Source organism: Lysinibacillus sp. BS3 (assembly GCF_039614735.1).
GTDB lineage: Bacteria > Bacillota > Bacilli > Bacillales_A > Planococcaceae > Lysinibacillus > Lysinibacillus capsici.
On sequence record NZ_CP154860.1, the window covers coordinates 1,289,040 to 1,313,182 of the forward strand.

General features: G+C 37.7%; 25 protein-coding genes. 15 read left to right on the forward strand and 10 right to left on the reverse strand.

What is annotated here, in order from left to right:
• The first annotated feature begins 154 nt into the window (after positions 1–154).
• The 6 genes from AAJG31_RS06705 to AAJG31_RS06730 all read left to right on the forward strand — a co-directional run bounded on the left by AAJG31_RS06705 (position 155) and on the right by AAJG31_RS06730 (position 4,060).
• Positions 155–604: a LytTR family DNA-binding domain-containing protein gene (locus AAJG31_RS06705; RefSeq protein WP_048389715.1), complete on the forward strand. Its 450-nt coding sequence runs from the start codon at positions 155–157 to the stop codon at positions 602–604.
• A 1-nt stretch (position 605) separates the two neighbouring features.
• Positions 606–1,007 carry a DUF3021 domain-containing protein gene (locus AAJG31_RS06710; protein WP_048389711.1) on the forward strand — a complete coding sequence of 134 codons (402 nt, stop codon included), beginning with the start codon at positions 606–608 and terminating at the stop codon, positions 1,005–1,007.
• Positions 1,008–1,013: 6 nt separating this feature from the next.
• Positions 1,014–1,934 carry an ABC transporter ATP-binding protein gene (locus tag AAJG31_RS06715; RefSeq protein ID WP_279494394.1) on the forward strand — a complete coding sequence of 307 codons (921 nt, stop codon included), beginning with the start codon at positions 1,014–1,016 and terminating at the stop codon, positions 1,932–1,934.
• Entirely contained in the window at positions 1,934–2,809 is an 876-nt protein-coding gene (locus tag AAJG31_RS06720; RefSeq protein WP_279494392.1) for an ABC transporter permease, read from the forward strand. Before AAJG31_RS06715 ends, AAJG31_RS06720 begins: the two co-directional genes overlap by 1 nt.
• Positions 2,810–2,944: 135 nt before the next feature.
• Complete coding sequence (locus AAJG31_RS06725) at positions 2,945–3,700, forward strand: DUF2087 domain-containing protein (protein ID WP_279494391.1); 756 nt, start codon at positions 2,945–2,947, stop codon at positions 3,698–3,700.
• Between the two features lie 18 nt (positions 3,701–3,718).
• A complete protein-coding gene (locus AAJG31_RS06730) occupies positions 3,719–4,060 on the forward strand; it encodes a GIY-YIG nuclease family protein (RefSeq protein WP_054550689.1) in 342 nt (113 codons plus the stop codon).
• 39 nt (positions 4,061–4,099) lie between these two features.
• On the opposite strand, the gene AAJG31_RS06735 is transcribed toward AAJG31_RS06730, so the two are convergent.
• The 8 genes from AAJG31_RS06735 to AAJG31_RS06770 form a co-directional block, all read right to left on the reverse strand.
• Positions 4,100–4,480: an MmcQ/YjbR family DNA-binding protein gene (locus AAJG31_RS06735; RefSeq protein ID WP_279494390.1), complete on the reverse strand. Its 381-nt coding sequence runs from the start codon at positions 4,478–4,480 to the stop codon at positions 4,100–4,102.
• Between the two features lie 80 nt (positions 4,481–4,560).
• Complete coding sequence (locus AAJG31_RS06740) at positions 4,561–5,379, reverse strand: YitT family protein (protein WP_004232517.1); 819 nt, start codon at positions 5,377–5,379, stop codon at positions 4,561–4,563.
• 87 nt (positions 5,380–5,466) lie between these two features.
• Positions 5,467–6,765 (reverse strand): M48 family metallopeptidase, encoded by a 1,299-nt coding sequence (locus AAJG31_RS06745; protein WP_054550688.1) that lies wholly within the window; start codon positions 6,763–6,765, stop codon positions 5,467–5,469.
• Positions 6,766–6,922: 157 nt separating this feature from the next.
• A complete protein-coding gene (locus AAJG31_RS06750) occupies positions 6,923–7,729 on the reverse strand; it encodes a hypothetical protein (protein WP_054550687.1) in 807 nt (268 codons plus the stop codon).
• Positions 7,722–8,792 (reverse strand): MBL fold metallo-hydrolase, encoded by a 1,071-nt coding sequence (locus AAJG31_RS06755; protein WP_054550686.1) that lies wholly within the window; start codon positions 8,790–8,792, stop codon positions 7,722–7,724. Before AAJG31_RS06755 ends, AAJG31_RS06750 begins: the two co-directional genes overlap by 8 nt.
• A complete protein-coding gene (locus tag AAJG31_RS06760; protein WP_279494387.1) occupies positions 8,785–10,446 on the reverse strand; it encodes an iron ABC transporter permease in 1,662 nt (553 codons plus the stop codon). Before AAJG31_RS06760 ends, AAJG31_RS06755 begins: the two co-directional genes overlap by 8 nt.
• Before the next feature lie 56 nt (positions 10,447–10,502).
• On the reverse strand, positions 10,503–11,528 hold the full coding sequence (locus tag AAJG31_RS06765; protein ID WP_279494386.1) for an ABC transporter substrate-binding protein: 1,026 nt from the start codon (positions 11,526–11,528) through the stop codon (positions 10,503–10,505).
• Positions 11,525–12,490 carry an ABC transporter ATP-binding protein gene (locus AAJG31_RS06770; RefSeq protein WP_279494385.1) on the reverse strand — a complete coding sequence of 322 codons (966 nt, stop codon included), beginning with the start codon at positions 12,488–12,490 and terminating at the stop codon, positions 11,525–11,527. The genes AAJG31_RS06765 and AAJG31_RS06770 overlap by 4 nt, the downstream gene beginning before the upstream one ends.
• 138 nt (positions 12,491–12,628) lie before the next feature.
• Here AAJG31_RS06770 and AAJG31_RS06775 point away from each other — a divergent pair, with 138 nt between their 5' ends.
• The 6 genes from AAJG31_RS06775 (at position 12,629) to AAJG31_RS06800 (ending at position 18,519) form a co-directional block, all read left to right on the forward strand.
• Positions 12,629–13,540, forward strand: coding sequence for a LysR family transcriptional regulator (locus tag AAJG31_RS06775; protein ID WP_279494384.1), 912 nt, complete (start codon positions 12,629–12,631; stop codon positions 13,538–13,540).
• 61 nt (positions 13,541–13,601) lie between these two features.
• Positions 13,602–14,060, forward strand: a complete 459-nt coding sequence (locus AAJG31_RS06780; RefSeq protein ID WP_054550682.1) for a PTS sugar transporter subunit IIA — start codon at positions 13,602–13,604, stop codon at positions 14,058–14,060.
• Positions 14,057–14,320 (forward strand): PTS sugar transporter subunit IIB, encoded by a 264-nt coding sequence (locus tag AAJG31_RS06785; protein WP_004232490.1) that lies wholly within the window; start codon positions 14,057–14,059, stop codon positions 14,318–14,320. The genes AAJG31_RS06780 and AAJG31_RS06785 overlap by 4 nt, the downstream gene beginning before the upstream one ends.
• Positions 14,321–14,353: 33 nt before the next feature.
• Positions 14,354–15,622: a PTS ascorbate transporter subunit IIC gene (locus AAJG31_RS06790; protein WP_279494382.1), complete on the forward strand. Its 1,269-nt coding sequence runs from the start codon at positions 14,354–14,356 to the stop codon at positions 15,620–15,622.
• A gap of 252 nt (positions 15,623–15,874) precedes the next feature.
• Positions 15,875–16,861 (forward strand): BMP family ABC transporter substrate-binding protein, encoded by a 987-nt coding sequence (locus AAJG31_RS06795; protein WP_115673461.1) that lies wholly within the window; start codon positions 15,875–15,877, stop codon positions 16,859–16,861.
• The gene (locus tag AAJG31_RS06800; protein ID WP_279494381.1) at positions 16,858–18,519 is read left to right on the forward strand and encodes a HAMP domain-containing methyl-accepting chemotaxis protein; all 1,662 of its coding nucleotides are present in this window, start codon (positions 16,858–16,860) and stop codon (positions 18,517–18,519) included. Before AAJG31_RS06795 ends, AAJG31_RS06800 begins: the two co-directional genes overlap by 4 nt.
• Positions 18,520–18,578: 59 nt before the next feature.
• Here the strand turns inward: AAJG31_RS06800 and AAJG31_RS06805 are convergent, their stop codons facing one another.
• Entirely contained in the window at positions 18,579–19,337 is a 759-nt protein-coding gene (locus tag AAJG31_RS06805; RefSeq protein WP_103117696.1) for a glucose 1-dehydrogenase, read from the reverse strand.
• Positions 19,338–19,501: 164 nt separating this feature from the next.
• Here AAJG31_RS06805 and AAJG31_RS06810 point away from each other — a divergent pair, with 164 nt between their 5' ends.
• The 3 genes from AAJG31_RS06810 (at position 19,502) to AAJG31_RS06820 (ending at position 22,754) form a co-directional block, all read left to right on the forward strand.
• Positions 19,502–20,683, forward strand: a complete 1,182-nt coding sequence (locus tag AAJG31_RS06810) for an AraC family transcriptional regulator (protein WP_279494379.1) — start codon at positions 19,502–19,504, stop codon at positions 20,681–20,683.
• Between the two features lie 134 nt (positions 20,684–20,817).
• Complete coding sequence (locus AAJG31_RS06815; protein WP_279494378.1) at positions 20,818–21,816, forward strand: permease; 999 nt, start codon at positions 20,818–20,820, stop codon at positions 21,814–21,816.
• Positions 21,817–21,827: 11 nt separating this feature from the next.
• Positions 21,828–22,754 (forward strand): TIGR03943 family protein, encoded by a 927-nt coding sequence (locus tag AAJG31_RS06820; protein WP_279494377.1) that lies wholly within the window; start codon positions 21,828–21,830, stop codon positions 22,752–22,754.
• A 34-nt stretch (positions 22,755–22,788) separates the two neighbouring features.
• Here the strand turns inward: AAJG31_RS06820 and AAJG31_RS06825 are convergent, their stop codons facing one another.
• Positions 22,789–24,051, reverse strand: a complete 1,263-nt coding sequence (locus AAJG31_RS06825; RefSeq protein WP_279496440.1) for an NtaA/DmoA family FMN-dependent monooxygenase — start codon at positions 24,049–24,051, stop codon at positions 22,789–22,791.
• Positions 24,052–24,143 lie beyond the last annotated feature (92 nt).

The following is a 24,143-nucleotide window of genomic DNA, read 5'->3' on the forward strand; positions in this document are numbered from 1 at the left end:
TTTTCTACTGGACCGACTTTTGAGCTGTTTGCTATCGTTGAAAAAGAACCTGTTATCCAACAAATAAAACCTCTTATCGAACAATTTATCCTTGCTAAAATTTTCTATGCTACATTAGTAATACCTGATTCAGCGTTTTTAAAGGAGGCCTCCTATGAAAATTCATTTAACCATCAATCATGAGCTCGAGGAAACTGAGGTTCATATTCATGCCAAGGAATATAATGAGCAAATTGAAAGATTGATGAGACAGCTTCAAGCATCCCAAACTACGATGCTAGATGGGTATGACCAACAAGAAATTCATCTCTTAAAAATTTCCGATATTTATTCCATTTACGCAGAGGATGCCAAAGTATTTTTACAGACAGATGAGCAAGAGTTTGAGTCCAAGCGAAAATTATATGAGCTTGAGGCTCAGCTAGCCAAAGATTTTGTACGCGTGAGTAAGTCTACACTCGTCAATATCCATAAAATATCCTCTATTCAAATGGGCAAAATCGGCACTACACAGCTATTACTTGAAAATGACGTAGCCATTCATGTCAGCCGAAAATATTTAAAAGAATTAAAGAGACACTTAGGTATTGGGAGGGATTCATAGCATGAAGTATTTACGCATGATGATTATCGGTCTACTCATTTCCCTTAGCTCCTCTTATGTCTTAGTGACACTTAGCGTCCTATCAAATAATGCGGTGGCGTCAGGAACAGAATTATTGGAGCAAATTGTTATCGCGGCCATCCTTGGCATTGCCATTGGTTTGCTATCCGTCATTTTTGATATGGAGCAATTGCCTTTTACAGTTCAGCTTCTTCTCCATTTAGTAGCGGTGACAGCATGTGTACTAACCGCAGGCTATTTTGGTAGCTGGTTTGATTCAGGTGTATGGTATGTACTTATTGCGGAAGCCATTATTTACTTGATTGTTTGGTGTATTCTATATGTTCTTCAATTAAATGATATTGAAAAAATCAATAAAGAAATTCAAAAGAGAAGGGATTAACCACTCATGACGTTTGCGATAAAAGTTGAAAATTTATGTAAACAGTATGGAGATCAGCAAGCTGTTAAAGGTATTTCTTTTACAGTCGAACAAGGCACCCTATTCGCTTTTTTAGGTGAAAACGGTGCAGGTAAATCTACAACGATTGAAATACTTTGTACTTTACTAAAAAAATCGAGTGGTCAAGTAACTATTAATGGTTTCACACTCGACGCAAGCAATGATAACGCGGATATCCGTAAATCTATTGGTGTCGTTTTCCAGCAAAGTCTATTAGATGAGCGATTAACTGTACGTGAAAATATCCTCCATCGAGGGAAAACATATGGCTTATCGAAAACACAGCTTACCGATAACTATCAATTTGTTTCTACCTATTTGCATTTAGAGGATATTGAAGAGAAAAAATATGGAACATTATCAGGGGGACAAAAAAGGCGAGCAGATATTGCTCGTGCACTGATTCATCGTCCAAGTATTTTATTTCTGGATGAACCTACAACGGGTTTAGATCCACAAACACGTCAATTTGTTTGGCAGGCGATTAAGCAGCTTCAACTGGAAACCAATATGACTGTTTTTTTAACGACCCATTATATGGAGGAAGCGGCAGTCGCTCACCAAGTCACTGTCTTAAAGCAAGGTAAAATTGTCGCACAGGGAACGCCCGATGCACTAAAAACAAAATATGCCTATGATTCAATGGCTCTCGTTTTTCAAAATGCACAGGAGGGTGTAAAGTTTCTTGAGGAAAATGCGATCTCCTACACAGAGAAACAAGGGATATACACCATCCGTTTAACGTCTACCTTACAAGCACTTCCCCTTTTAAAAAAAGCTGAGCCACTTATCACCTCCTTCGAAGTCATTAAAGGATCAATGGATGATGTCTTTCTTCATATTATGGCAGAGGAGGAGGTTGCGTAGTGGAAGCATTAATTAGTTTAGTTCTGCGTAATAACAAAATATTTAGACGGGATAAAACACAGGTGTTCTTCTCCCTACTGTCAGTCATTATTGTCATTGTGTTGTACGCTGTCTTTCTCCAAAAAATGCAGGTAGATGCCATTGAACAACTAACAGAAGCTACACCTGAATTGATTACCATGGTCAATGAGTGGCTAGTAGCAGGTTTACTATCCATGATTGCTGTTTCGACTACACTTGGTGCCTATGGTATCGCTGTTAAAGACCAAGAATCCAAAGTACAAGCCGACTTTTTAACAGCTCCCCTTTCTCGTGCAACTATTCAGTTGAGCTATGTGCTCAATGCATTTATTATCGGCTGTATTTTTTCCTTTATTGCGCTCCTTGGCTGTGAAATCTTTATTGTCACAACGGGAGGTAAGCTTCTAAGTTTTGGGGATTTTATTCAGGTATTGAGCATACTGTTTTTATCTGTCTTGCTTGCGAGTGTTTTTAATTTATTTCTTTCGTTATTTGTGTCGACCCAAAATGCTTTCTCAACACTCGGCACAATTGTTGGTACATTACTTGGATTTTTATGTGGTGTTTATGTACCTCTTGGAGCTCTACCAAGCTTTGCACAACATATAATCATGTACTTTCCAATTAGCCATACAACACTATTATTACGCAATGCATTTATGGAGAGCTCTATTGCAAATGTTTTTCATGGTGTGCCCGTTTCTTATGTGGAAGATTATAAAATGAATTATGGCATTGTTTATGAACTAAATGGACATATAATTAGCTCCACAACAAGTCTAATTGTGATTGTCTGTACAATTGTAGTTCTTTCTCTAGCATCTATGATCTTATTTAAGAGAAAGTATAACTAAATATGAGCCAACCATTTTACACATCGTTTAGAATACGATGTGTTTTTTATTGCTTTAATACAAACATTTTGTTATTTTAAATATTAAATAACAAACAAATTTATAATTCGTTTGTTTTATCAAGGAGGGATTGCAATGGATGTAAATGAATTATTTTGGCAAGCTCCTATCGATGATCTAAAAAAGGGATATATCGATCAAGCGACACACTTCACCTGCCTACTATGCGGTGAAAAAGTAGAAAAAGGCATTATTTATCCTCAAGAGGGCTTATTATATGAAGCAGAGAAAATGATGCAACACCATATTACATTGGCTCACCATTCTGTTTTTCATTATTTAAACGGTCTCAATAAAAAAATGACAGGCTTAACAGAACATCAAAGTCATATTTTACGCTTATTTTATGAGGGAAAATCAGATCAGGAGATAAAAGAAGAATTAGAGATTGGCAGTGCCACAACGATTCGCCATCACCGTTTTGCTTTAAAAGAAAAGGAACGCCAAGCCAAAACATTGATGGTGATGATGGAGTTACTAAAAGAACAAGATCAGAAGGAGGAACCATTTGTGCCTATACATAAAACAGCTACTATGGTCGACGATCGCTATAACGTAACCCTCACGGAAGAACAGCAATTATTAGAGAAGCTATTTCCAACCGGTGTTGGCAAGGAACTGGTTCGCTTTCCAAAGCGCGAAAAACAGAAAATTGTAGTGCTGCGTGCAATTGCAAATCTTTTTGACCAAGAAAAGCATTATACTGAAAAAGAATTAAATGAAGTGATTAAACCGATGTATGAAGACTATGTTCACATACGTCGTTACTTAATTGAATACGGTTTTCTTGACCGGAAAGCAGATGGCAGTGCCTATTGGGTAAAAAAATAAGAAAGTAGGTTAATAAAAATGGATCATAAAAAAGAGTTAAAAGAAATGTATAAAGAGATGAAAATTGAAGCTGGCGTTTTTACAATGACCAATACACAAACAGGCAAATTATTTGTGGGGAGCTTTAATAATTTAAAGCGTTTAAATGGCTTTCAATTTATGCTAAAAACCAATACACATACGAACAAGGTGCTTCAGGCAGATTACAATTTATATGGTCAAGAAGCTTTTGAGGTGGAAATCGTTGAGTATTTAAAGAAAAAAGAAGAAGGCTATTTCGATGAAAAAAAAGAGCTCGAAAAGCTGGAGCAAAAATGGCTTGAGACACTAAAGCCTTATGGTGAGCGTGGTTATAATTAGTCATTAGCGCATTTGCCAAAAAGGTAAATGCGCTATTCATTACTTGTTTGAGGGGTTGCCAATCAATTGAATTTCCTGCTGTGCTTTCTTCGTTAGTTTATTGAAAACAAGCTCATAGGAATGTTGGATAAGATTCTCTACCAAATCCATCGGGACATCCTCAGCATCCATATAAATGGAATTCCAATGGGTTTTATTCATATAGTAACCAGGTATAATGCTTGCATAGGCTTCTCGTAATTCCTCCGCTCGAGAAGGCTCACATTTCAATGTAAGAACAGGCTTACCTGTTCTATTTCCTCCAAGCATGGCATACATTTTTCCACCGATATGATAGCGATCTGCTTGCCACTCCTCTTGATAGTCATACGTTGTTCCATGAAGCTGTATACAGTAAGCATGAATTATTTCTTTTTCCATCTTTACAATCCCGTCCCCTCAAATAAAAACACACGTTCGATTATGGTAAGTATAACCTAAAACGTGTGTAGAGAATAGCATTATTTAGTTGTACCACGATCAAACATTCCGATTACTTCCGTCGTCTGTAAAATATTCACAAACGACTTTGGATCAGTCTCCTTAATCGTGCTTTTCACATCAGCTAGTTGGTAACGCGTAATAACAGTAATTAATACTTTCCGACCCTCGCCTGAATACGCTCCCTTTGCATCGATAATCGTTACTCCACGATGTAGCTTTTCTAATAGTTGCTGTTTGACCTCGTCCCCTTTACTCGTAATAATCATCAGCGTTAATTTAATATGGCTTGTATGAATTGTATCCACTACTTTTCCAGTTGCATAAATGGACACAAGGGTTAACAACGCCGCATCCCAGCTAAAGACAAAGCCAGAAGCAGCCACTACGATTCCATTCATAGCGGCAATTAACGTTCCGAGCGGAAAATCACGTTTCCGGCTAAGTAGCATAGCAATTATATCAAAGCCCCCTGAGGAGCCAGCTGCTCGGAAAATCATGCCCATTGCAAACCCTACAATAACACCACCAAATAAGGACGCGAGGATTGGCTCTTGTGTCGCTTTGTGTATTGGAATAATATATAAACTCACTGACAACACAGCCACCGAAAGAATGGTGTAGCTAATAAATCGCTTGCCGAGCTTCATCACACCTAAAATCAGTAAAGGCAGGTTAAGCAGTAAATTTAACACGCCTGTATTTAAAGGGGTAATAATCCCAAGCATGATGGCAATACCACTCAACCCACCACTCAAGATTTCATGGGGAATCAATAAATAATTATAGGCAAAGGCCACTAAAATGGAAGAAAGTGTAATTATAATCACATTTCGCATAATGCTATCCCCTATCAATCAACGACCAATTTTTGATACATCTTTGTCATAGACTACCCAATTTACACTCCTGAAAAACCTATCCTCTTACTTTTTCTTCTGTTCTTCCTTTAAAGGCATATTTTGTTTATGTTCCCCTGTATCCGCAACTTTATAGATTCGCTCAAGCATCGGTGGATGTGTATAACGGAACCACTTCACTAAGAGCGGCGGGTTCACTTCACTTAAGCCTGAAATCGTTAGCTTTTGAAATGCTGTTACAGCCGCTTCTCGATCATTCATAAGGTTAATAGCATATTGATCGGCTCTCGTTTCTTGATATCTCGATATAAAATTGGATACTGGATTGGAAGCAAATAGTAAAATAGAAGTAATGAGTAAAAATAATGGATAGGAACGAATGCAACTGATTTTATTAATTTTTAAAACCTGTCCATATCGTGAAATCAAGCGACGCATAATTTTCGCTGTTAGCCATAGCCCTATTAACATTAAGAATAAATAGCCTGCAATGCCAAAATAAATATGCTTTTCAACATAATGTCCCATTTCATGTGCCATGATAAATAAAATTTCATTGTCCGTTAGTCTATTTAATGTAGTATCCCATAGTACAATTCTCGAATTGCTCCCAATTCCTGTCACATAAGCATTTAAAGCATTTGTCTTTTCTGCCATGTTGACCTCATAAACATGCTCTGCTGGAATATTGGCCTGTGTAGCAAGTGAAAGTATCTTTGTTTCCAGTTCTTTATTTTTTAGTGGATAAAAATCATTGTACAAAGGATCAATGACAACTGGCTGAATGAACATCACAAAGATTGTAAAGGGGATAGTTAAAAGCCAAGCATAGAGCCACCATCTTTTTTCGCTCTTTTTAATGAGCCAATAAATCACCGTAACAATAATCAAGCTAGTGCCAAAATTCACCCAAAAATCAATGACACCATCCTTCATCCAAGATGCAAATGCTTGTGTACTGATGCCATAGCTTTTGCTTAGATGATAGCGATAATAATCAAGCGGGAATAGCACTATATAGAGCAATAAAGATAATAGGAATAAGTAACCCGCATTTTGCAATAGCTTCCACTTCGTTTGGGAGGTCGTCACTTTTTCGAAATAACGAGATACACCCAATAGTAAAATCAAGAAGTAAATAAGCCATTCTAAAGGTGTGGCTACAAAGAATACAAAGTTCCGTATTTTTGAATATTCACCACTTAAAAAAAGCTCCTTGCCAGACATAAACATCACTGGATCTGCCGCCGTTCCTTGTAAGGCACTTGGTATTTTACCACCACCGCTGTGGAAAATATACCAGTACATACAAAGCACGTAAACACCGAAAAGTAGTAGTGTAACAATGCCCATTTTTTTCGCTATGTTATTTCCCCCTCATATCACCCAAAGTTCGTCCTATAGTAAGTGTAAGCGAAATTATCAAAGTTAGAACAAACATGGACCTACTTTTTTAATCTCTCTGTTGCCAAAGAAAAATTTCGCCTCATTTCTATATGAGGCGAAATCATTATCGTCCTATTCATTTATCCATAACAAATGCCGTTTTACCACGTTGATCCCCGCTTAGATAGCCAGTGGATAATAGTTGCTCATACCATTGCTTTTCTATAGTAGCTGCTTGAGCCGCATCATCTACCTTCGTAGAAAGTTCAACCATAATATCGCCTTTGTACTGCCATACCTCTATATCCGCTTCATGTCCTAAAAAGCTTCCTTTATAGGTCGTAGCATTAGCAGGCCCATATACGACAACTTGAGACAACGTATTTTTATACCATGCTTCGGAGTTCCAATTTACAATTTTCTTTGGCGCATTTTCAAGAATGAATTTTTTCGCAACATTTGTAGCAACTGAATCATAAGAGACATCAGCAGAAGTCTTCAAAGATTCCTTTCGGCTTATCGTAAATGTACGATGATCTCCCTTAATATCTAGCTCAAACTTATAATTTGACTCAGAACCAGTAAAACCATGATTCATTGTTTCTGCCATTGCTTCACTTAAAGGTGTGTTTAAAAAACGCTTTTTGTAGGTTATATCCATTTTATTACTACCCTTATATACACGTAAGCGGTGTATATAGTCATGACGTAGAAACAATTGGTCAAGCGTATCATAAAAATAAACTTTTACGTCATCCTTTTTAGTTGCTTGAAAAGCCTGGACAATAGTTGATTCATTAAAAATCTCAGGTTTAATATTGAATTTAATTTCATGTCCTGGCTCAATGGCTGCTTTCGCTTGTGTTGTATTCACACCCATCATACTAATCACTATTAAGCCCAAGACACACAGATAAAATGCCCATTTTTTTAGTTTAGTCACGCTTTAATTCCTCCTTCGGAAATGTTGTTGTTAAATTTGTATGTGTACTGTGAAAATAGATCGTTTGTCGTGCACGAAGTCTCTGTGACAGTTCCACTAAATCCCAATAGTCTGGATGTGTTTTATAGAAGAACTCCTCAGAGATATGCTTTAAGCTAGCTGGATTGGAAGCATGACGAGAATAGCCTGTATGAACAAAAATTGCCGTCGGATAATCCATTGCAAGCTCCTCCACTTGAGCCACATCCTGCTCTGAGACAAAATACAGTACATGGTGACTGTCCTGTTTTTGCTTGAGTCGTTCTAAAAGCATCACTTTATTCGGCCAAATATTTTCATGTTCTTCATCATAATGCGCCAATAAAGGTTGTAGCTTGGCATCTACCCTAATCGCTCGAGTTGTATGTTCGGAAAGATACGTCATAATATCGACTGTTTTGCCCGAAAAAGAGGAGGGGAATATAAATGAATGATTGGGATGAGCCTTTACATACATAGCCATTTGCTGTAACACCTCAAGATTTCGAATGCATTTTTCCGCATGTCCACTATCAATAAACGCTACATCATAAACCGTTCCATCCTCCTCTGGCAAGGTCGCCTTTAATAAATACGAATCGACTACATAATCACCAGAGAAAAAAATCATTTCATCAAAAAAACGAATTTTGTACCACACGCTTCCAATTAAATGCCCACTATATCCCCATTGAAAGGCAAGATATTCATTGACCTCTATCCATTTTCCAATCGTATCTGGATAGAAAGTTCTGACTTGTGGGATAAGCAGTGGAAGCTGCTGAGCAGTTGTATGACTCATTAGTATCGGTCCCGTATAGCCCATGTTCTGTAGTATTGGCAATGCCCCTACATGATCAATATGCGAATGAGAAATAAAGACAGCAACTAGCTTTTCAATATGATTAAATGTAATATTTGGTGGCGTTTTTTGTGTATTTTTCATAATGCCACAATCCAATAAAATGGCCTGCCTCTGATTTTCTATATAAAAACAATTGCGCCCATATTCGCCTACACCACCTAAAATTTCAACACTAAGCATTGGCCTGCCCTCCTCGTTTTTGCAGCCAACCCAATAGGAACATAAAAATAACAGTCATAAGGACGGTTATAACAGCTACTGCCATTCCAACCCCTACATTACCTTGCTCAAATTGGCTATAGATAAAGGTTGCCCCTGTCTCTACGGATGGTGGCAAAATTAAAAGGCCAGCTACAAGCTCTCGCATTGAAATAATAAAAGTCATCATCATTCCTGTAAAAATACCCTGCATCAAAAGTGGTAGGATGATGCGACGATAAACCGCAATGTTACTACGTCCAAAAATAGCAGCTGATTGAAAAATAGAGGCATCCAATTGTGAAAAAGAAGACTTTATATACTGCACCGAATAAGGTAAAAACAGTACACAGTATGTGACTATTACCATTGCCTTTGTGTTATAAATTGTTGCGGGAAGCCAAGGAGCATTCCAAAACATAATTAAACCTACAACAAAGACAATCCCCGGAATAATATTAGGCATTAAACTAAAGAAGTCTAATATTTGCTGCTTTCTGGTTTCTCCTTTTTTAATATAAAGAGCTATGAATAAACCTATTATGGCGGTTATCAAGGCCGTCATGATAGAAAAAACAATGCTATTTAAAAATGCTGTCAATCCTGCACTTCCACTAGTGAAGACCTCTTGATAAGAAGCCAAACTGAAATTCCCTGCCTGTAAACCATCTCCCCGTACCTTTTGCAATGAGGTCACGATAATAGAGAAATAAGGAATGCCGATAGATAGCAATAAAATAAGCCCTACAAAAGTCCAAGAAGCTGTTCTTATATACCACTTGTCCTTGATCTCACGTCTAGCAGGTGTTTTTCCTGATAGCACACCATATGTATATTTGCGTCCAATGAGATTTTGGAAATACCAAATGACTAAGCAAACTGACAATAAGAATAAGGATAGCGAGGTTGCCATGCGAATATCAACTGGCCATCTTGATAAATAGGAATGAATTTCGGTTGTAAACACTTGAAATCCAATCCGACTGCCGAATGTAGCTGGCGTTCCAAATTCAGCAAGCGTCTTAATAAAAATAAGGAGACTTCCCAAAACATAGCTCGAAAGTAAAAGAGGTAACACAACTTTTAGCCAATTTTGCAAAGAACTTCGCCCAAAAATCAGCGCTGCATCTAAAAATGAGCCATTTATGCGAAGTAATGTATTTTTTAGCATTAAATACAAAAATGGAAACAGGTGTAGGCTCATGATCACTACCATGCCAAATAAGGAAAAGAAGGAATCTGTCATCCAAGCAGCACTTGGAATAAGCTGCTGTAAAAAACCATTGTGCTGCATAAACAAAATCCAGCCCATTGAACCAATATAGGGAGGTGTCATAAATGGAATCGTTAACACTATATCGAGCCATTCATATTGATATAAACTTGTTTTCGTGCGAATGAAAGCCATAGGTAATGCGATAATTGTTGTCCCAATAATCACGAAAATCCCTAAAACCATCGAATTTCCAAGCGTTTTCCATATTCTATCGTGTGTAAACATTCGACTAAACTGTGATATATCAACATGTCCCTCTTTTATAAAGGTATAAACTAAAATGGCCATCAACGGTGCGATAGCAAATATGATGACAATTGTCAGTAAAAATCCAAAAGCTCGTCTTCCTTCCATTATCATGGCATGTCAACCCTTCTCTATGAAAACTAGAAGGAGGTAAATTAACCTCCCTTTATTTAACGAAATATATCCGTAAACTTTGTTAGTACTTCCAGCTGTTTCGCTTCCGCACCCATCCAATCAACTGTTAACTGTGGAATTTCATCTAATGCTGCACGATTTTTCACAGCAATATCTTTATTCCCTGGTAATAAGTAAGCATCTGCTACTAGCTTTTGCCCTTCATCTGACAATAAAAAATCAACATAGGCTTGTGCAGATTCTACATGTTGCGCATCCTTTAAAATACCTACCGCTCTTGGACTAACTACTGTCCCACTCGTCGGATAGATAATTTCCACTGGCTCACCGTCTGCTTTTGCTTTATAAGCCATATAGTCTACACCTGCAATCGTGGCATTTTTCTCGCCTGTAATAACCGCATCCAAGGCTTCTTTATTCGCACCATTGACTTGTAAGCCATTTTTCTTCCAACTATCAATCGTGCTCCAAGCTGTTTTTTCTGCTGCTGTGTAGCCAAATAAGAAATCAACAGCAGAGCCTGACAGACTTGGATCTGGTATATTCATTTTATTTTGCCAATCAGCTTTTGCTAAATCAGACCAATCCGTAGGCGCCTGTGTCGTATTTTTCGTATTATAGGCAATACCTAAAGCAGAGGCACTGTAGCCATAAAAATATCCATCTTGATCCGACCAATCACTGTTAATTTTGTCCTTGTTTTTAGCCGCTTCGTAGCTTTGCAATTGATCTGTTGCTTTTAACCCATCCATTGAGGCAACAGAGGCAAGTACAACAATGTCAGCTACAGGATTATTTTTTTCCGCTTCTAAACGAGAGAGAATTTTACCCGTAGTTCCTTGAAACATTTCCACTTTAATCCCTGTTTTTTCTTCAAATGCTTGCTGAATATTTGCAGCTAAACCATCTGGCCCAGCAGAATACACTGTCAGAACTTTCTCCTCCTGTGTCTTTGCACTTGCTTCATTCGTCTCTTTTGCCTCTTTATTACCACAGCCAGCTAATGCTAAGGCCAATAAAATGCCAGCAGTTGCCCAAAATTTAAAATGTCGTTTCTTCAATGTAAACCCTCCAATTGATAGATTTGTTTTTCATCAATAAAAACTTGCAACCTTTTTCCATGCTCTAATGGCTGCTTCTCATAAAAGTTCCAATACTGTCCTTCTACCTGTGCTTGTACTAGATAACGATCGCCAACAAATGTACTTTTCACAATCTGCGCTTGTTTGGCAATCGTACCAGGACGCGATATTCTCGAAACACCCTCAGGTCGCACAATTGATTGTCGATTGTGAAGCCAATTCACTTTGCCAATAAAATCTGCCACATAGGGCGTTGCTGGTGCACGATAAACTTCCTCAGGCGAGCCAATTTGAGCAATCCTCCCTGCCTCCATAACGATAATTTGATCAGACATTGTCATGGCCTCTGTTTGATCATGTGTTACGAAAATGGCTTGGCAATTAAGCTCATGAATGAGGTGCATGATTTCATCTTGCATTTGCTCTCTTAAAACAGCATCGAGAGCGGATAAAGGTTCATCAAATAAAATTAATTGCGGTTTGGTCGCTAAAGCTCTAGCTAATGCCACTCGCTGCTGTTGTCCACCCGATAATTCACCTGGCTTTCGTTTCTCATAGCCTTGCATTTTTACCAATCGCATCACATGCTCGACTCGTTCAGGAATAGCTGATTTCGGAATAATGCCCTTTAAGCCAAAGGCAATATTTTGGAAGATGGTCATATGTGGCCATAGAGCAAAATCTTGAAAAACCATAGCAATATTACGCTTATTTGGTTTGACATTTTTACGAGACGCCGAAGAATAAATGACGGTGTCATCAAATCGTATTTCTCCTTTTGATGGCTGTTCAAGGCCAGCTATCAACTTTAATAAGGTTGTTTTGCCACAGCCTGATTGTCCGAGAATCGTAATAAATTGCTGATCTAACTCCACATCAATCGGCCACAATGCTTGAGACTGCCCATATTTTTTCTCGATATTTTTTAATGAGATTTTCATAAGTATCCTCCTCGTTACTTACAACTATAAATTCCAGATATTTAGAAAATATTAATCTACTATTAATAACACGTTAAAAAAAATCTAATAAACTAAAGCAAATACAAGATTTTTTCTAATTTCCTTTAGGAGGATAAAATGAACAATAGTAAATTACAGGCATTTTGCTTACTTGTAGAATTAAAAAAATTAGCACCTGTCGCCAAAGCACTTGGCATTACAGCCCCCACCGTATCATTTCATATTCGCTCTATAGAGGAGGAATATGGTATTCATTTATTTCGAACAAATGCTGGAGGATACCGTTTAACAGAAGCGGGCGAAGGTGTGTATCATTACGCTCGTCAAATGGTTCAACTTCAAAAGGATATGGATCGTTTTATTGAAAATCTTTTAGCAGGCCATATCGGTTCATTACGACTAGGGGCGAGTGGCTTACCTGCCCATATTTTTATGCCAGATTTAATTCATCAAGTTTCAACGACCTGTCCTGAGATTCGCATTTCATTAGAAGTAAAAACAGCACCTGAAATTGAAAAAAAGGTAGCACTACAAGAATTAGATTTCGGGCTCATCATGGAGACTAAGCAGGAAAATCCTTTACTTCATTACGAAACAATCGGTGAAGATGCACTTGTATTGGCATTCAGCCCATCTCACGAGCTAGCAGCACAAAAAGACATCACCAAAGAAGATATTCTTAAATACAAGCTATTGTTGCATACATCATCTAGCTCCACGAATCACTTCATTGAAAAGTGGATGGACCCTTTTCAGCCTTCTATTTACACAATTGAGCTGGATTCTGTGAGCACGATTAAAAAGATGCTGACCTTTGGCAAAAACTTGGCGTTTCTATCTGTTTCCTTAATAGAAGAAGAATTAAAATCAGGTGTACTGCTGAAGAAAGATCTACATGATGTAACACTAAATAGAAAAATTCAATTGATTTATCCGAAAACGCGCTTAGATCATAAAATGGATGAATTTGTCAAAACGTCGGTTTATGAAATAGCAAAGCAATTAAAAATGTCTTCTACGATTACATAATTCCACATACAGTCGTAATAACATGGAATGGGAAGATATTTTTATGAAAGGAGGGTTGTCCTTGCTAACCAAGCTGTTGACAAAAGATTGTATACAGCTTGCAAACTTTGTCCGATCATGGCAAGAAGCAATTCATTTAGCGGCTAGCCCATTAGTACAACAACACAAAATTGAACAGCGCTATGTCGAAGCCATGATTCGATCTATTGAACACTATGGTCCTTACGTTGTCATCACACCCAAAGTAGCCATTCCTCATGCACGGCCATCTGATGGGGTTCTTGAACTAGCCATAAGCTTGCTACGATTACAAAAGCCTGTTTTTTTTAGCCCTAATCAGCCTGTCTACCTACTAATTGTGCTAGCTGCCATTGACAATGCTTCACATCTACAGGTGTTGGCTGATTTGGCATTAGTCTTACAAGAACCCGATCAGATTGATGACCTAATCGCCTGTCAACATGCGGACATGATATGGGAGAAAATCAAACAATATACGACAAAGGAGTCAACAGAATGAAAATTTTAGTCGTGTGTGGGAGCGGTTTAGGAAGTAGCTTTATTTTAGAATTGAATGTTAAAAAAGCATTAGAAGTATTGGGGAAAGATGCAGAGGTAACGCATACAGATTTAGCGTCTGCCAAGGCGGAGAAAGCAGATATTTATTTAGGGGCAGCAGATATCGTGAATGAATTAGCGAAAGACAAAGGAATCATTGTGAGCATCGTAAATATGATGAGTATTTCAGAAATAAAAGAAAAGCTTGAACCGTTGCTTTAAGCATTAAAAATTTGGATAGGATGAGGTGTTGGTATGTTAGATGTTATCATGCATGACATTTTAGGAACACCAGCTATATTAGTCGGCCTATTCGCTTTTATTGGTTTACTTATTCAAAAAAAATCAAATTCCACTGTTCTGTCAGGTACATTAAAAACGATAATGGGCTTTGTCATCCTCGGAGCTGGTGCCACTGTCTTAATTGGCTCTTTAGATCATTTTAGTAAAATGTTCGATCATGCCTTTCAAGTACAGGGAGTCATTCCCAACAATGAGGCCATCGTGGCAGCTGCTCAGACTAATTTTGGTACAGCTACTGCACTAATCATGGTATTTGGTATGATTATGAATCTACTATTTGCGCGATTTACGCCATTAAAATATATCTTTTTAACTGGACATCATACATTATTTATGGCTTGTTTAATCGCCGCTTCATTATCAGTTGGAGGGATGAGTGGTACACCTCTTATTCTTGTTGGGTCTATCATTCTTGGACTTTGTATGGTCGTGTTCCCTGCCATTTTACAGCCGACAGTTCGACAAATAACAGGGAGTGATGACTTTGCTGTTGGTCACTTTGGCAGTGTTGGCTATTATGTTTCTGCAAAGATTGGTAAGCTCTTCGGTAATAAAATGAAATCCACAGAAGATATACAGGTTCCGAAAGCATTAGGCTTTTTACGAGATACCTCAGTTGCTATTTCTTTAACAATGAGTGTGTTCTTTGTAATTGTTGCCCTTTTTGCTGGCCCTTCCTATATTGAGTCACAATTATCAGCTGGCTCAAATTTTATTATTTTCGCTATTATGCAAGCGATTACATTCGCAGCGGGTGTTTATATTATTTTAGCAGGTGTACGGATGTTAATTGCTGAAATTATTCCAGCCTTCAAAGGCATTGCAGATAAGCTTGTACCAAACACAAAACCAGCACTTGATTGTCCAACCATCTTTCCTTTTGCACCAAATGCCGTTATTATTGGTTTCATTTTTAGTTTTATAGCAGGGCTGGTTTCCATGTTTATACTCCCCTTCATCGGACTAAAAGTCATTGTGCCAGGTCTTGTTCCACATTTCTTCACAGGTGCTGCGGCGGGGGTCTTTGGAAATGCTACTGGCGGTAGAATTGGTGCGATGTCCGGAGCCTTTGCCAATGGTTTATTAATTAGCTTTATTCCAGCCATACTCCTTATCTTTATGGGAGACATTGGCTATGAGGGCACAACCTTCGGTGATTCAGACTTTGGGGTAATCGGCATTATTATTATTAATTTATTAAAATTATTCGGCGCTGTTTAGAACATATAAAGCCTGACGCTATTTGCGTTAGGCTTTTATAGTGCTGTACATACAAGAAGTGCTACGAAAACCTTTATAAATCAATTACTTTATTAGTAATCTAGCTTTATATTATTAACTTATTATGTATATAGAAATGATTCATTATTCTTAGACATCCTAAAAATTTTTTGCACGGATGTCTGACATCAGACTAAAAATATTAAGTTTTTGCCGATATATATTTTATACACAACAGGAGGTACACAAAATTTGAAGAAATTATTCACTAGTTTTCTTTTGATCACTCTGTTGATAGCAGGCTGTTCCTCAGCACCGACAGAAACATCAACTGAAGGATATAAGATAGGAATTTTACTATCAGATGCAGGACTAGGCGATGAATCATTTAATGATTCCGCTTTTAAAGGCTTAGAAAAAGCGCGCGATGAGCTAGGCATTTTGTTTGATTACAAAGAGGCTCCTGATGGTAAATACGAGGAAAAGCTGAATGAACTTGTAGCAGAAAAATATGATATCATCATTGGTCTCGGGTTCTCTGTACAAGAAGCACTAGAAAAGACTGCAAAACAAAATCCCTCTCAGCAATTTATACTGATTGACGGGCAATCTGATATTAACAACATCATTTCGATTACCTTTAAAGAACAAGAAGGTAGCTTTTTAGTTGGCATGATTGCTGCTATGACAAGTAAAACAGGAAAAGTTGGCTTTATTGGTGGAGCAGATGCTCCTGTTATCCATCACTTTGAAAATGGTTTTATCGAAGGGGCACGTTATGTACAGCCATCGATTGAAATTATGAGTGACTATGCTGGTACCTTTGACGATACCCAGGCTGGTGCAGCAATAGCAGAAAGGTATATCAAAAATAACGTTGATTTTATTTACCATGCAGCAGGCTTTACTGGCTTTGGGGCGATAAAAAAGGCAGAGGAAATGGGGATCTATGCAGCAGGTGTTGATATCGATCAGTTTTTTGTTGCCGAAAAAACAGTTGTCACATCCATGCTTAAAAATGTTGATCTAGCCGTCTATCAACTCGCTAAGACATTAGTAGAAAATGGTAAAATTACAGAAAAATCCTTTGCATTAGGTTTAGCGGATCAGGGTGTGGGACTAGCAGATATTCGTGTAATTCAACTGACAGCTGAGCAACAGACTGCTATCGAAAAAGCCAAAGAAGCCATTATTTCAGGTACGATAAAAGTTACTGCGGAAAAGAGGAATGACCAGTGACACTACGTAAGAAATTATTTATGAACACATTGATTCCAATCGTATTGGCTATGGCTATGATTGGCTTTATTATCCTACAAACATTCACGATCCAAACAACAGCACAGGATGATACGAAACTTTTACTTGCAGTGAAAGAACTAGAGCAAAGTTTAGTTGTTGCCAGCCAATCTTTAAATAATTTTACCTACCTGGATAGTGAAGCCAATAAAAACGAAGCGCTCGCTATTTTACAAGAAACAAAAAGTAATTTAGAGGCATTAGCCTCTCTAACGAGAATACCTGAACATCAGACAATCGTCGAAAAAATAGCTAGTAAATTTGAAAATCTAGAAAAAGCGACTGAAAGCGGGTTTCAAGAAAACAATCGCTCTGAAATTAAAAAGCAGTCCATCAGAATTAAAGGAATTTTAAACGATATGTATTTGCTCAAAAAAGAAACGAACGAATGGTATCAAGAAATGATCCAAGTAACGAAGCAAAAAATAGGTTTCATTACAACCTCTACCATCATAGGTAGTGTGCTATTAATTATTGCTACGATACTTTATTCCTATGTAGCTGCGAAAAGAATTACCAAACCCATTAATCAGATTGTAGATTGTGCACAGGCTGCAGCAACAGGAAACTTAACAATGGATACTTCTACCCTTTCCTATCAAGCAAACAGTCGATATGAGATTGATCAATTAACAAAAAGCTTTGCAGACATGATGAATAATTTAAAAAGTACTGTACAATCCATTGATAATATTGGAAAGGATGTTAATTTGTTTACACAAGAAGTGACGAGCCATATGAACAATATTCATGAAAGTAGTAATCAAGTCGCTACCTCAACCGACGAATTAGCAAAAGGCAGCTATACGATGTCAGAAGACATTCAATCAGTGGCACTCCAAATGAATAATATGGCAGATCAATTTAGGGATGTAATGCGTACAAGTGAGCAATCGGCTGACACTGGTAAACAAGCTCTGGAGGCTGTTCAAAATGGTCAATATTCATTAGAAAAACAATCTTCCATTGCAAAGGATATTTCAACCACATCACTTGATATTAAGGAAGCTGTAACTCAATTCTCTCAATTTACTACGGAAATTGAAGGCGCAGCCAATGCTGTCCATACGATTGCTAGCCAAACAAATTTATTAGCACTAAATGCTGCCATCGAGGCTGCAAGAGCTGGAGAAGCAGGCAAAGGGTTTGCCATTGTTGCCGAGGAGGTTAAAAAGCTCTCTTCTGAAACGGAGAATGCTACGAATTTAATCACTTCAATGGTCTCGCATATTCAAGATGGCATTACGCACATCCTTACTACGGCTGAACGAGGTTATCTGCTGTCAAATGAGCAATCTCAATCCATGGTAGAGACAGAACAATCATTCTCTGTTATTACCATGCACATAACAAATATCCATCGCGATTTACAAAACCTCACAAGAGAAATGGCACAAACGAATGAAATGAGCCAGCAAGTAAATAGTACCATTGAAAATATTTCTGCTATTACAGAAGAAACGGCTGCTGGCACAGAAGAAATATCGGCATCAACGCAAGAACAGCTACTTTCCTTCCAAAAAATTAGTGCTAAGATAGACGATCTTGAAGCTATGATTAATACGTTGATGAATGAGCTCAAAAAATTCACCCTATAGTGATTCGATTCATTACCGCAAAAAATCCAGTGAAATGATTCACTGGATTTCTTCTTTCATTATAAAGTTAAACCACCATCTACTAACACAATAGAGCCTGTCATATAGCTTGCTTTGTCCGATGCTAGGAATACTACCATTTCTGCTAATTCCTCTGGTTTTGCATAGCGTCCCATTCTCATATTTGGAATCTCCTCTGGCACATAGCCACCTGTTTCAAACATCGCAGTTACACTGTTTGTTAATGCAGTTTCTACTCCCCCTGGGCAGATACCATTGATCCGAATACCTTTTTTTACATACTCCAAAGAAGCTGATTTTGTTAAACCCACTACTGCATGCTTACTTGCAGAATAGACAGCCATACTGTGCTCACTGCGAACTCCTGCTGTAGAAGCTGTATTTATAATTGAACCGCTTCCTTGTCCCTCCATTACTTTTAAAACATATTTTAAGCCAAGGAATACACCCTTCACATTGATTGACATAATACGGTCATATTCTGCATCTTCAATCTCTGTTAGTGGAGAAATTTTCTGAATAACCCCAGCATTATTGAAAAATACATCAATACGTCCGTACGTATCAACAGCAGTATTGACATATTTCTGAACGTCTTCACTTTTTGAAACGTCTGCCTGAACGAAAATACCTTCCCCGCCTTGTTCTCTAATCAAGCTTACTGTTTCTTCCCCTGTTTCTTTGTTGAAATCCACTACCACCACTTTTGCACCATTGCTAGCAAGTTTCAAGCTGCTAGCTCTTCCAATTCCGCTTCCTGCGCCTGTTACAACTGCAATTTTATTCAAAAGATCCATCTTCTATTCCTCCCTAACATTTTAAAGTCACTGTCTATTTTATTGCTACTTCTCCTTTATTTATTGTATTATTCTACACAAAATAGTACTTTCTCAATGTCTATCCAATAAAAATGTAAATGCTTTCATTTTAATAGAATTATTACGAACTGGAGTGTAGGAACATGAAAATTAACACTATTGATCTTCAATACATCAGCCAATTAATCTATGAAACACATCATCTTCCAGTCACTTATATTAATTCATTAGGAAAAATAATCTTTGACTATTCATCAACAAATAATCCATCTTACATTTCTTTAAAGGAACAGTTGAAAACATATCCTTACCATAAAGATTCTAATGCCTATCCAATTTTTTTCTCTTATGCTGAGTTTAATTTTTTCTATATTAATGTGCAGCAAGAGGATCAATATTTAGGTGCAATTGTAGTTGGCCCTTCCCTTTCGCCAGAAGTGGAAGACATAAAGACAAGTGTTAATCAAGAGCTGATTCCTATTCTTCATTATCAACAAAGTTTAGCCATTAGTTTATTTGTGTATTATGCCATCTATCAAAAGAAATTAAATAAATCTGCTGTCATTTATCACAACCAAGCATTAAGACCTCTCATTCGTCATGAGGAAAATACTACGCTTGAGCTCTCCTATGCAAGAAGAAATGATATTATTCATACAAATCTTTACTATGAAAAAATATTGTTAGACAATGTGAAAAATGGGCGTATAGAGAAACTAAATGAAGTTTTGAATTATTCCATTGTTGAGCAAGCAGAACTTGGAATACTATCAAAACGCAATAATTTAAGAAGTGTTCAATATTTGATGATTACAGGCATTGCACTTATTTGCCGTGCAGCAATTGAGGGTGGTTTAAATGAAGAAACAGCCTTTACATTAAATGATTTTTACATTCAAAAGCTAGAGGATCAAAACAGTTTAATCGAAATTCTTTCGTTAATGGAGGAAGCTATTTACGACTATACAAGCCGTGTATCACAGGCAAATACAAGGAAGTATTCTGGACCCATTACTACCTGTATCCATTTTATTGAAAATGAGTTGTATGGGGATCTAACACTCGACCAACTTTCAGCAATTTGCCACCTAAGCCCCAATTATCTTTCCTCCTTATTTAAAAAGGAAGTAGGTACTTCCTTTAGTGAATATATTCAGCAGCAAAGGATTGATGAGGCGAAAAAACTCTTAACATTTACCAACTATCCAATCCTAGACATCGGTTCATTACTTAATTTCACAGATCAAAGCTATTTCATTAAAGTTTTCAAAAAATTTACGGGAATTACCCCTAAACAATATAGAACTAAGTATTCTCATAAATAATTCGATATAGAGGGAAAGTAAAAAGATGGTAGAAATCAATTTTTACTTTCTCTTTCCTTTTTTGAAGTACTAACAATATCATCTATGTCATATCTTGAATTAAAACGTAACCATTACACTTTAAGGAGGTCTATGTGGAACGTCTCCATTTTTCTAAATATGTATTGAATTTTTGGTTGCTCTTCATTTTATTCCTAGGCATGCTACAACTACTGTTATTCAACGTCTCAGCTCTAAACGACCTTAGTTCCTCTCTACTCAATTTAAATACGATATTTTTAAGTATTTTAATTGAAGCATTACCATTTGTCTTAATTGGAATACTGATTGCTGGCTTTATTCAGATTTTTATAACAGAGGAACATATCCAAAGGTGGATTCCCCGAAACCCTGTGATGGCAGTTATCATGAGTTGTCTTGTAGGTGCATTATTTCCAGCCTGTGAATGTGGGATTGTTCCGATTGTTAGAAGATTGATTGTCAAAGGCGTACCTATACATGCAGCTATAGGCTTTATGTTAACTGGTCCACTTATTAATCCCGTTGTTATTCTTTCTACTTATATGGCATTTGGAAATGATTTAAGAATAGCGAGCCTTCGAATGCTTGTTGGCTTTGTCATCGCTATTGTAGTAGCATTACTTATCAGCTTATTTTTTAAAGGCTCCCAATTTAAGAGCTCTTTACAGCCCTACTCATTAACAATCCCTAGTCAACAAACATCCTTCTTCACCAAATTATTAAATATGGTCAAACATGCCATCGATGAATTTTTTGATATGGGTAAATACTTAATTATCGGGGCATTTTTAGCTGCCTTTGTACAAACCTATATATCTACCAAAACACTCGTAGCCATTGGAGAAGGTGAACCCTCCTCCATTCTAGTTATGATGGGCTTAGCCTTCATTCTGTCACTTTGCTCTGAGGCAGATGCCTTTATTGGCGCATCCTTTAGTGCTATTTTCTCCACTCCATCCATTCTAGCCTTTCTTATTTTTGGCCCTATGATCGATTTGAAAAATACCATTATGTTGATGAGCGTATTTCGTTTAAAATTTGTTTTTTGGTTAATCGCCTTAGTGGCTACAGTTGTCTACATTAGTATATGGATTCTTTCAGCGTATCTCTAAGGGGGAAAACCATGAAATTTCACGTTCAACAAGCGCTAAGAGCCTTCATGTTACTCGCCTTTTCGGCTATGATTGCCAACCTACATTGGACCGGAGAACTAACAAAATTTATCAACCCTAAATATGAAGGGCTGAGTAAAACAGCCGCCATTTTATTTTTTATACTATTTCTTGTTCAAGTGACAAGAATTATATCTTTTTCAAAGGTTCCTCATTCATGTGATCAAACGGGACAAGCATGCTGCTCCCATCACGACCATGGTCACACAGCCTTTACCCGAAAAAAAATGATAGCCTACCTCATTATCATGACACCAATAATGACAGGCTTCTTGGTGCCAGCAAAAATTTTAGATGCATCCATCGCTGATAAAAAAGGTGGTGCATTTATTCTCACCCAGCAAAATCAATCATCTAAAATAGAGGATTACCTCACTTCAAATGAAACGATTGATGAAAACATCTATGATGAACATGAAGCTGATCCCCGACTGACAGAGGAAAAACAGGAAATGACAAAAAAACAATATGAGCAATTAAAGCAACAGCTATCCCAACAATCCATGCTAAAAATGACCGATGAGGACTACACGATTTATTATGAAGAAATTAATCAAAATTTGGCTAACTATTTGGGGAAGAAAATACAGTTGAAGGGCTTTGTTTTAAAAGAAGAAAATTTTACAGAAAAGCAACTAGTGATTTCAAGATTTCTTATTACGCATTGCGTCGCCGATGCCAGTATCGTCGGCTTTCTGACAGAGTTTTCGGACGCTCCTACACTCACAGAAGATACATGGATTGAAGTGGTCGGTACAATTAGTCAAACAACATATGAAGGTGCAAGCTTACCTGTTATCCATATTGATGATTGGGTAACAATCGAACAACCTGAATCACCTTATCTTTATCCTATTAATATTCGAATGAGTTTCTAGCAATAAAAGGGCAAAGCTTATGGCTTGCCCTTTTTCAGCTATTAATAGGGGATTGCACATCTAAGCCTAAATGGGAACGTAATGTGCTACCTTCATATTCAGCTCTGAATAACCCCCGCTCTACTAACATGGGAATAACGTCGCTAAAGAACAAATCCAAAGATTTCGCAGGTCCGCCTGGTATGGCAATAAAGCCATCCAATGCACCCTCTTCATAAAAAGTAACGATTTGATCGACAATATCCTGTGGTGTACCGATTGCTACAAGGTGGGCTGAGCCAATTACCTCTGGGCGTGCTAACAATACTGCGACTGTTGGTTCATTGTTTACAATATAACGACGTACCAAATCTGCATGTGTTTTACTACGTACTTGTTGATCTTTTGATGGCAGCATATCAATCGTTACCTGATCTTCAAGTGCCAAATGACGAACATCCATGCCAATCACAGATTCTAAAGCACTGTAGCGCCGCTCAAGTGTTAAATGTGCATGTGCTTGTCGGTGCATTTCGAGTGCTTCTTCATATGTATCCCCTATAAAGAAATAGAGTCCGGGTAATAAGCGAATATCGTCGGCTGAACGACCTACTTCTATAGCCTGCTGACGCAAATCATTACGCATCTCAATACCCACCTCCATGACTGGTGTAGCCGCAAAAATCGCATTGGAAACAGTAGCCGCAAATTGCCGCCCAACATCCGACGCTCCTGCTTGGAAGAGTGGAATCTCTCCTGCTGGATGCATTGGGAGATTTAAGGGACCTTTTATATGGAAAAATTCTCCTTCATACTCAATTGGCTTAACAAGCTCTTTTATTTTCTCTAAATTCCCATCCATTTCTAATGTTTCATAGGGATAACTATGCCATAGCTGCTTGACCACCGCTGTACATTCTGCCGCTTTAGCATAACGCTCCTCGGAAGAAGGCATGGGCTCATTGCTGAAATTATGGGCGCCATCTATAGAGGTTACGATATTCCATCCAACTCGTCCTTCGCTAATCCAATTTAAGGACTGCAATTGACGCGCAATCAGATAAGGTGGCGTAAAGGATGTGGAAATCGTTGTTACTAAGCCAATCTGTTTCGTTTCTCTTGCCACCATCGCCATTAAAAAGTTAGGGTCTAAGCCAACTGTTCCTTTCATTTTAGCCATTAATTCTGGATGAGCTGTTAAATAATCCGCCTTAAATACAAAATCTAATTTCGCTGCTTCAGCACGCTGCGCAAATGCAATATGTTCTTCTATCAAGGCACCCTGTTTGCCATGATTACCGTAAACAGCTAAATGCATTCCAATAATAAGGTGTCTTTTCATTGCTACTCTCCTTCTTTTTAATTGATAACGATTATCATTTTCATAATAATCATTCATGGCAGAGATTG

Bases quoted from the DNA above. Each gene is read 5' to 3' on its own strand.
- AAJG31_RS06775 (WP_279494384.1), top strand. From the start codon at position 12,629: ATGAACAATAGTAAATTACAGGCATTTTGCTTACTTGTAGAATTAAAA.
- AAJG31_RS06725 (WP_279494391.1), top strand. From the start codon at position 2,945: ATGGATGTAAATGAATTATTTTGGCAAGCTCCTATCGATGATCTAAAA.
- AAJG31_RS06825 (WP_279496440.1), bottom strand. From the start codon at position 24,051: ATGCATTTAGCTGTTTACGGTAATCATGGCAAACAGGGTGCCTTGATA.
- AAJG31_RS06755 (WP_054550686.1), bottom strand. From the start codon at position 8,792: ATGCTTAGTGTTGAAATTTTAGGTGGTGTAGGCGAATATGGGCGCAAT.
- AAJG31_RS06710 (WP_048389711.1), top strand. From the start codon at position 606: ATGAAGTATTTACGCATGATGATTATCGGTCTACTCATTTCCCTTAGC.
- AAJG31_RS06805 (WP_103117696.1), bottom strand. From the start codon at position 19,337: ATGGATCTTTTGAATAAAATTGCAGTTGTAACAGGCGCAGGAAGCGGA.
- AAJG31_RS06770 (WP_279494385.1), bottom strand. From the start codon at position 12,490: ATGAAAATCTCATTAAAAAATATCGAGAAAAAATATGGGCAGTCTCAA.
- AAJG31_RS06740 (WP_004232517.1), bottom strand. From the start codon at position 5,379: ATGCGAAATGTGATTATAATTACACTTTCTTCCATTTTAGTGGCCTTT.
- AAJG31_RS06705 (WP_048389715.1), top strand. From the start codon at position 155: ATGAAAATTCATTTAACCATCAATCATGAGCTCGAGGAAACTGAGGTT.
- AAJG31_RS06820 (WP_279494377.1), top strand. From the start codon at position 21,828: ATGAAATTTCACGTTCAACAAGCGCTAAGAGCCTTCATGTTACTCGCC.
- AAJG31_RS06790 (WP_279494382.1), top strand. From the start codon at position 14,354: ATGTTAGATGTTATCATGCATGACATTTTAGGAACACCAGCTATATTA.
- AAJG31_RS06730 (WP_054550689.1), top strand. From the start codon at position 3,719: ATGGATCATAAAAAAGAGTTAAAAGAAATGTATAAAGAGATGAAAATT.
- AAJG31_RS06735 (WP_279494390.1), bottom strand. From the start codon at position 4,480: ATGGAAAAAGAAATAATTCATGCTTACTGTATACAGCTTCATGGAACA.
- AAJG31_RS06715 (WP_279494394.1), top strand. From the start codon at position 1,014: ATGACGTTTGCGATAAAAGTTGAAAATTTATGTAAACAGTATGGAGAT.
- AAJG31_RS06760 (WP_279494387.1), bottom strand. From the start codon at position 10,446: ATGATAATGGAAGGAAGACGAGCTTTTGGATTTTTACTGACAATTGTC.
- AAJG31_RS06810 (WP_279494379.1), top strand. From the start codon at position 19,502: ATGAAAATTAACACTATTGATCTTCAATACATCAGCCAATTAATCTAT.
- AAJG31_RS06785 (WP_004232490.1), top strand. From the start codon at position 14,057: ATGAAAATTTTAGTCGTGTGTGGGAGCGGTTTAGGAAGTAGCTTTATT.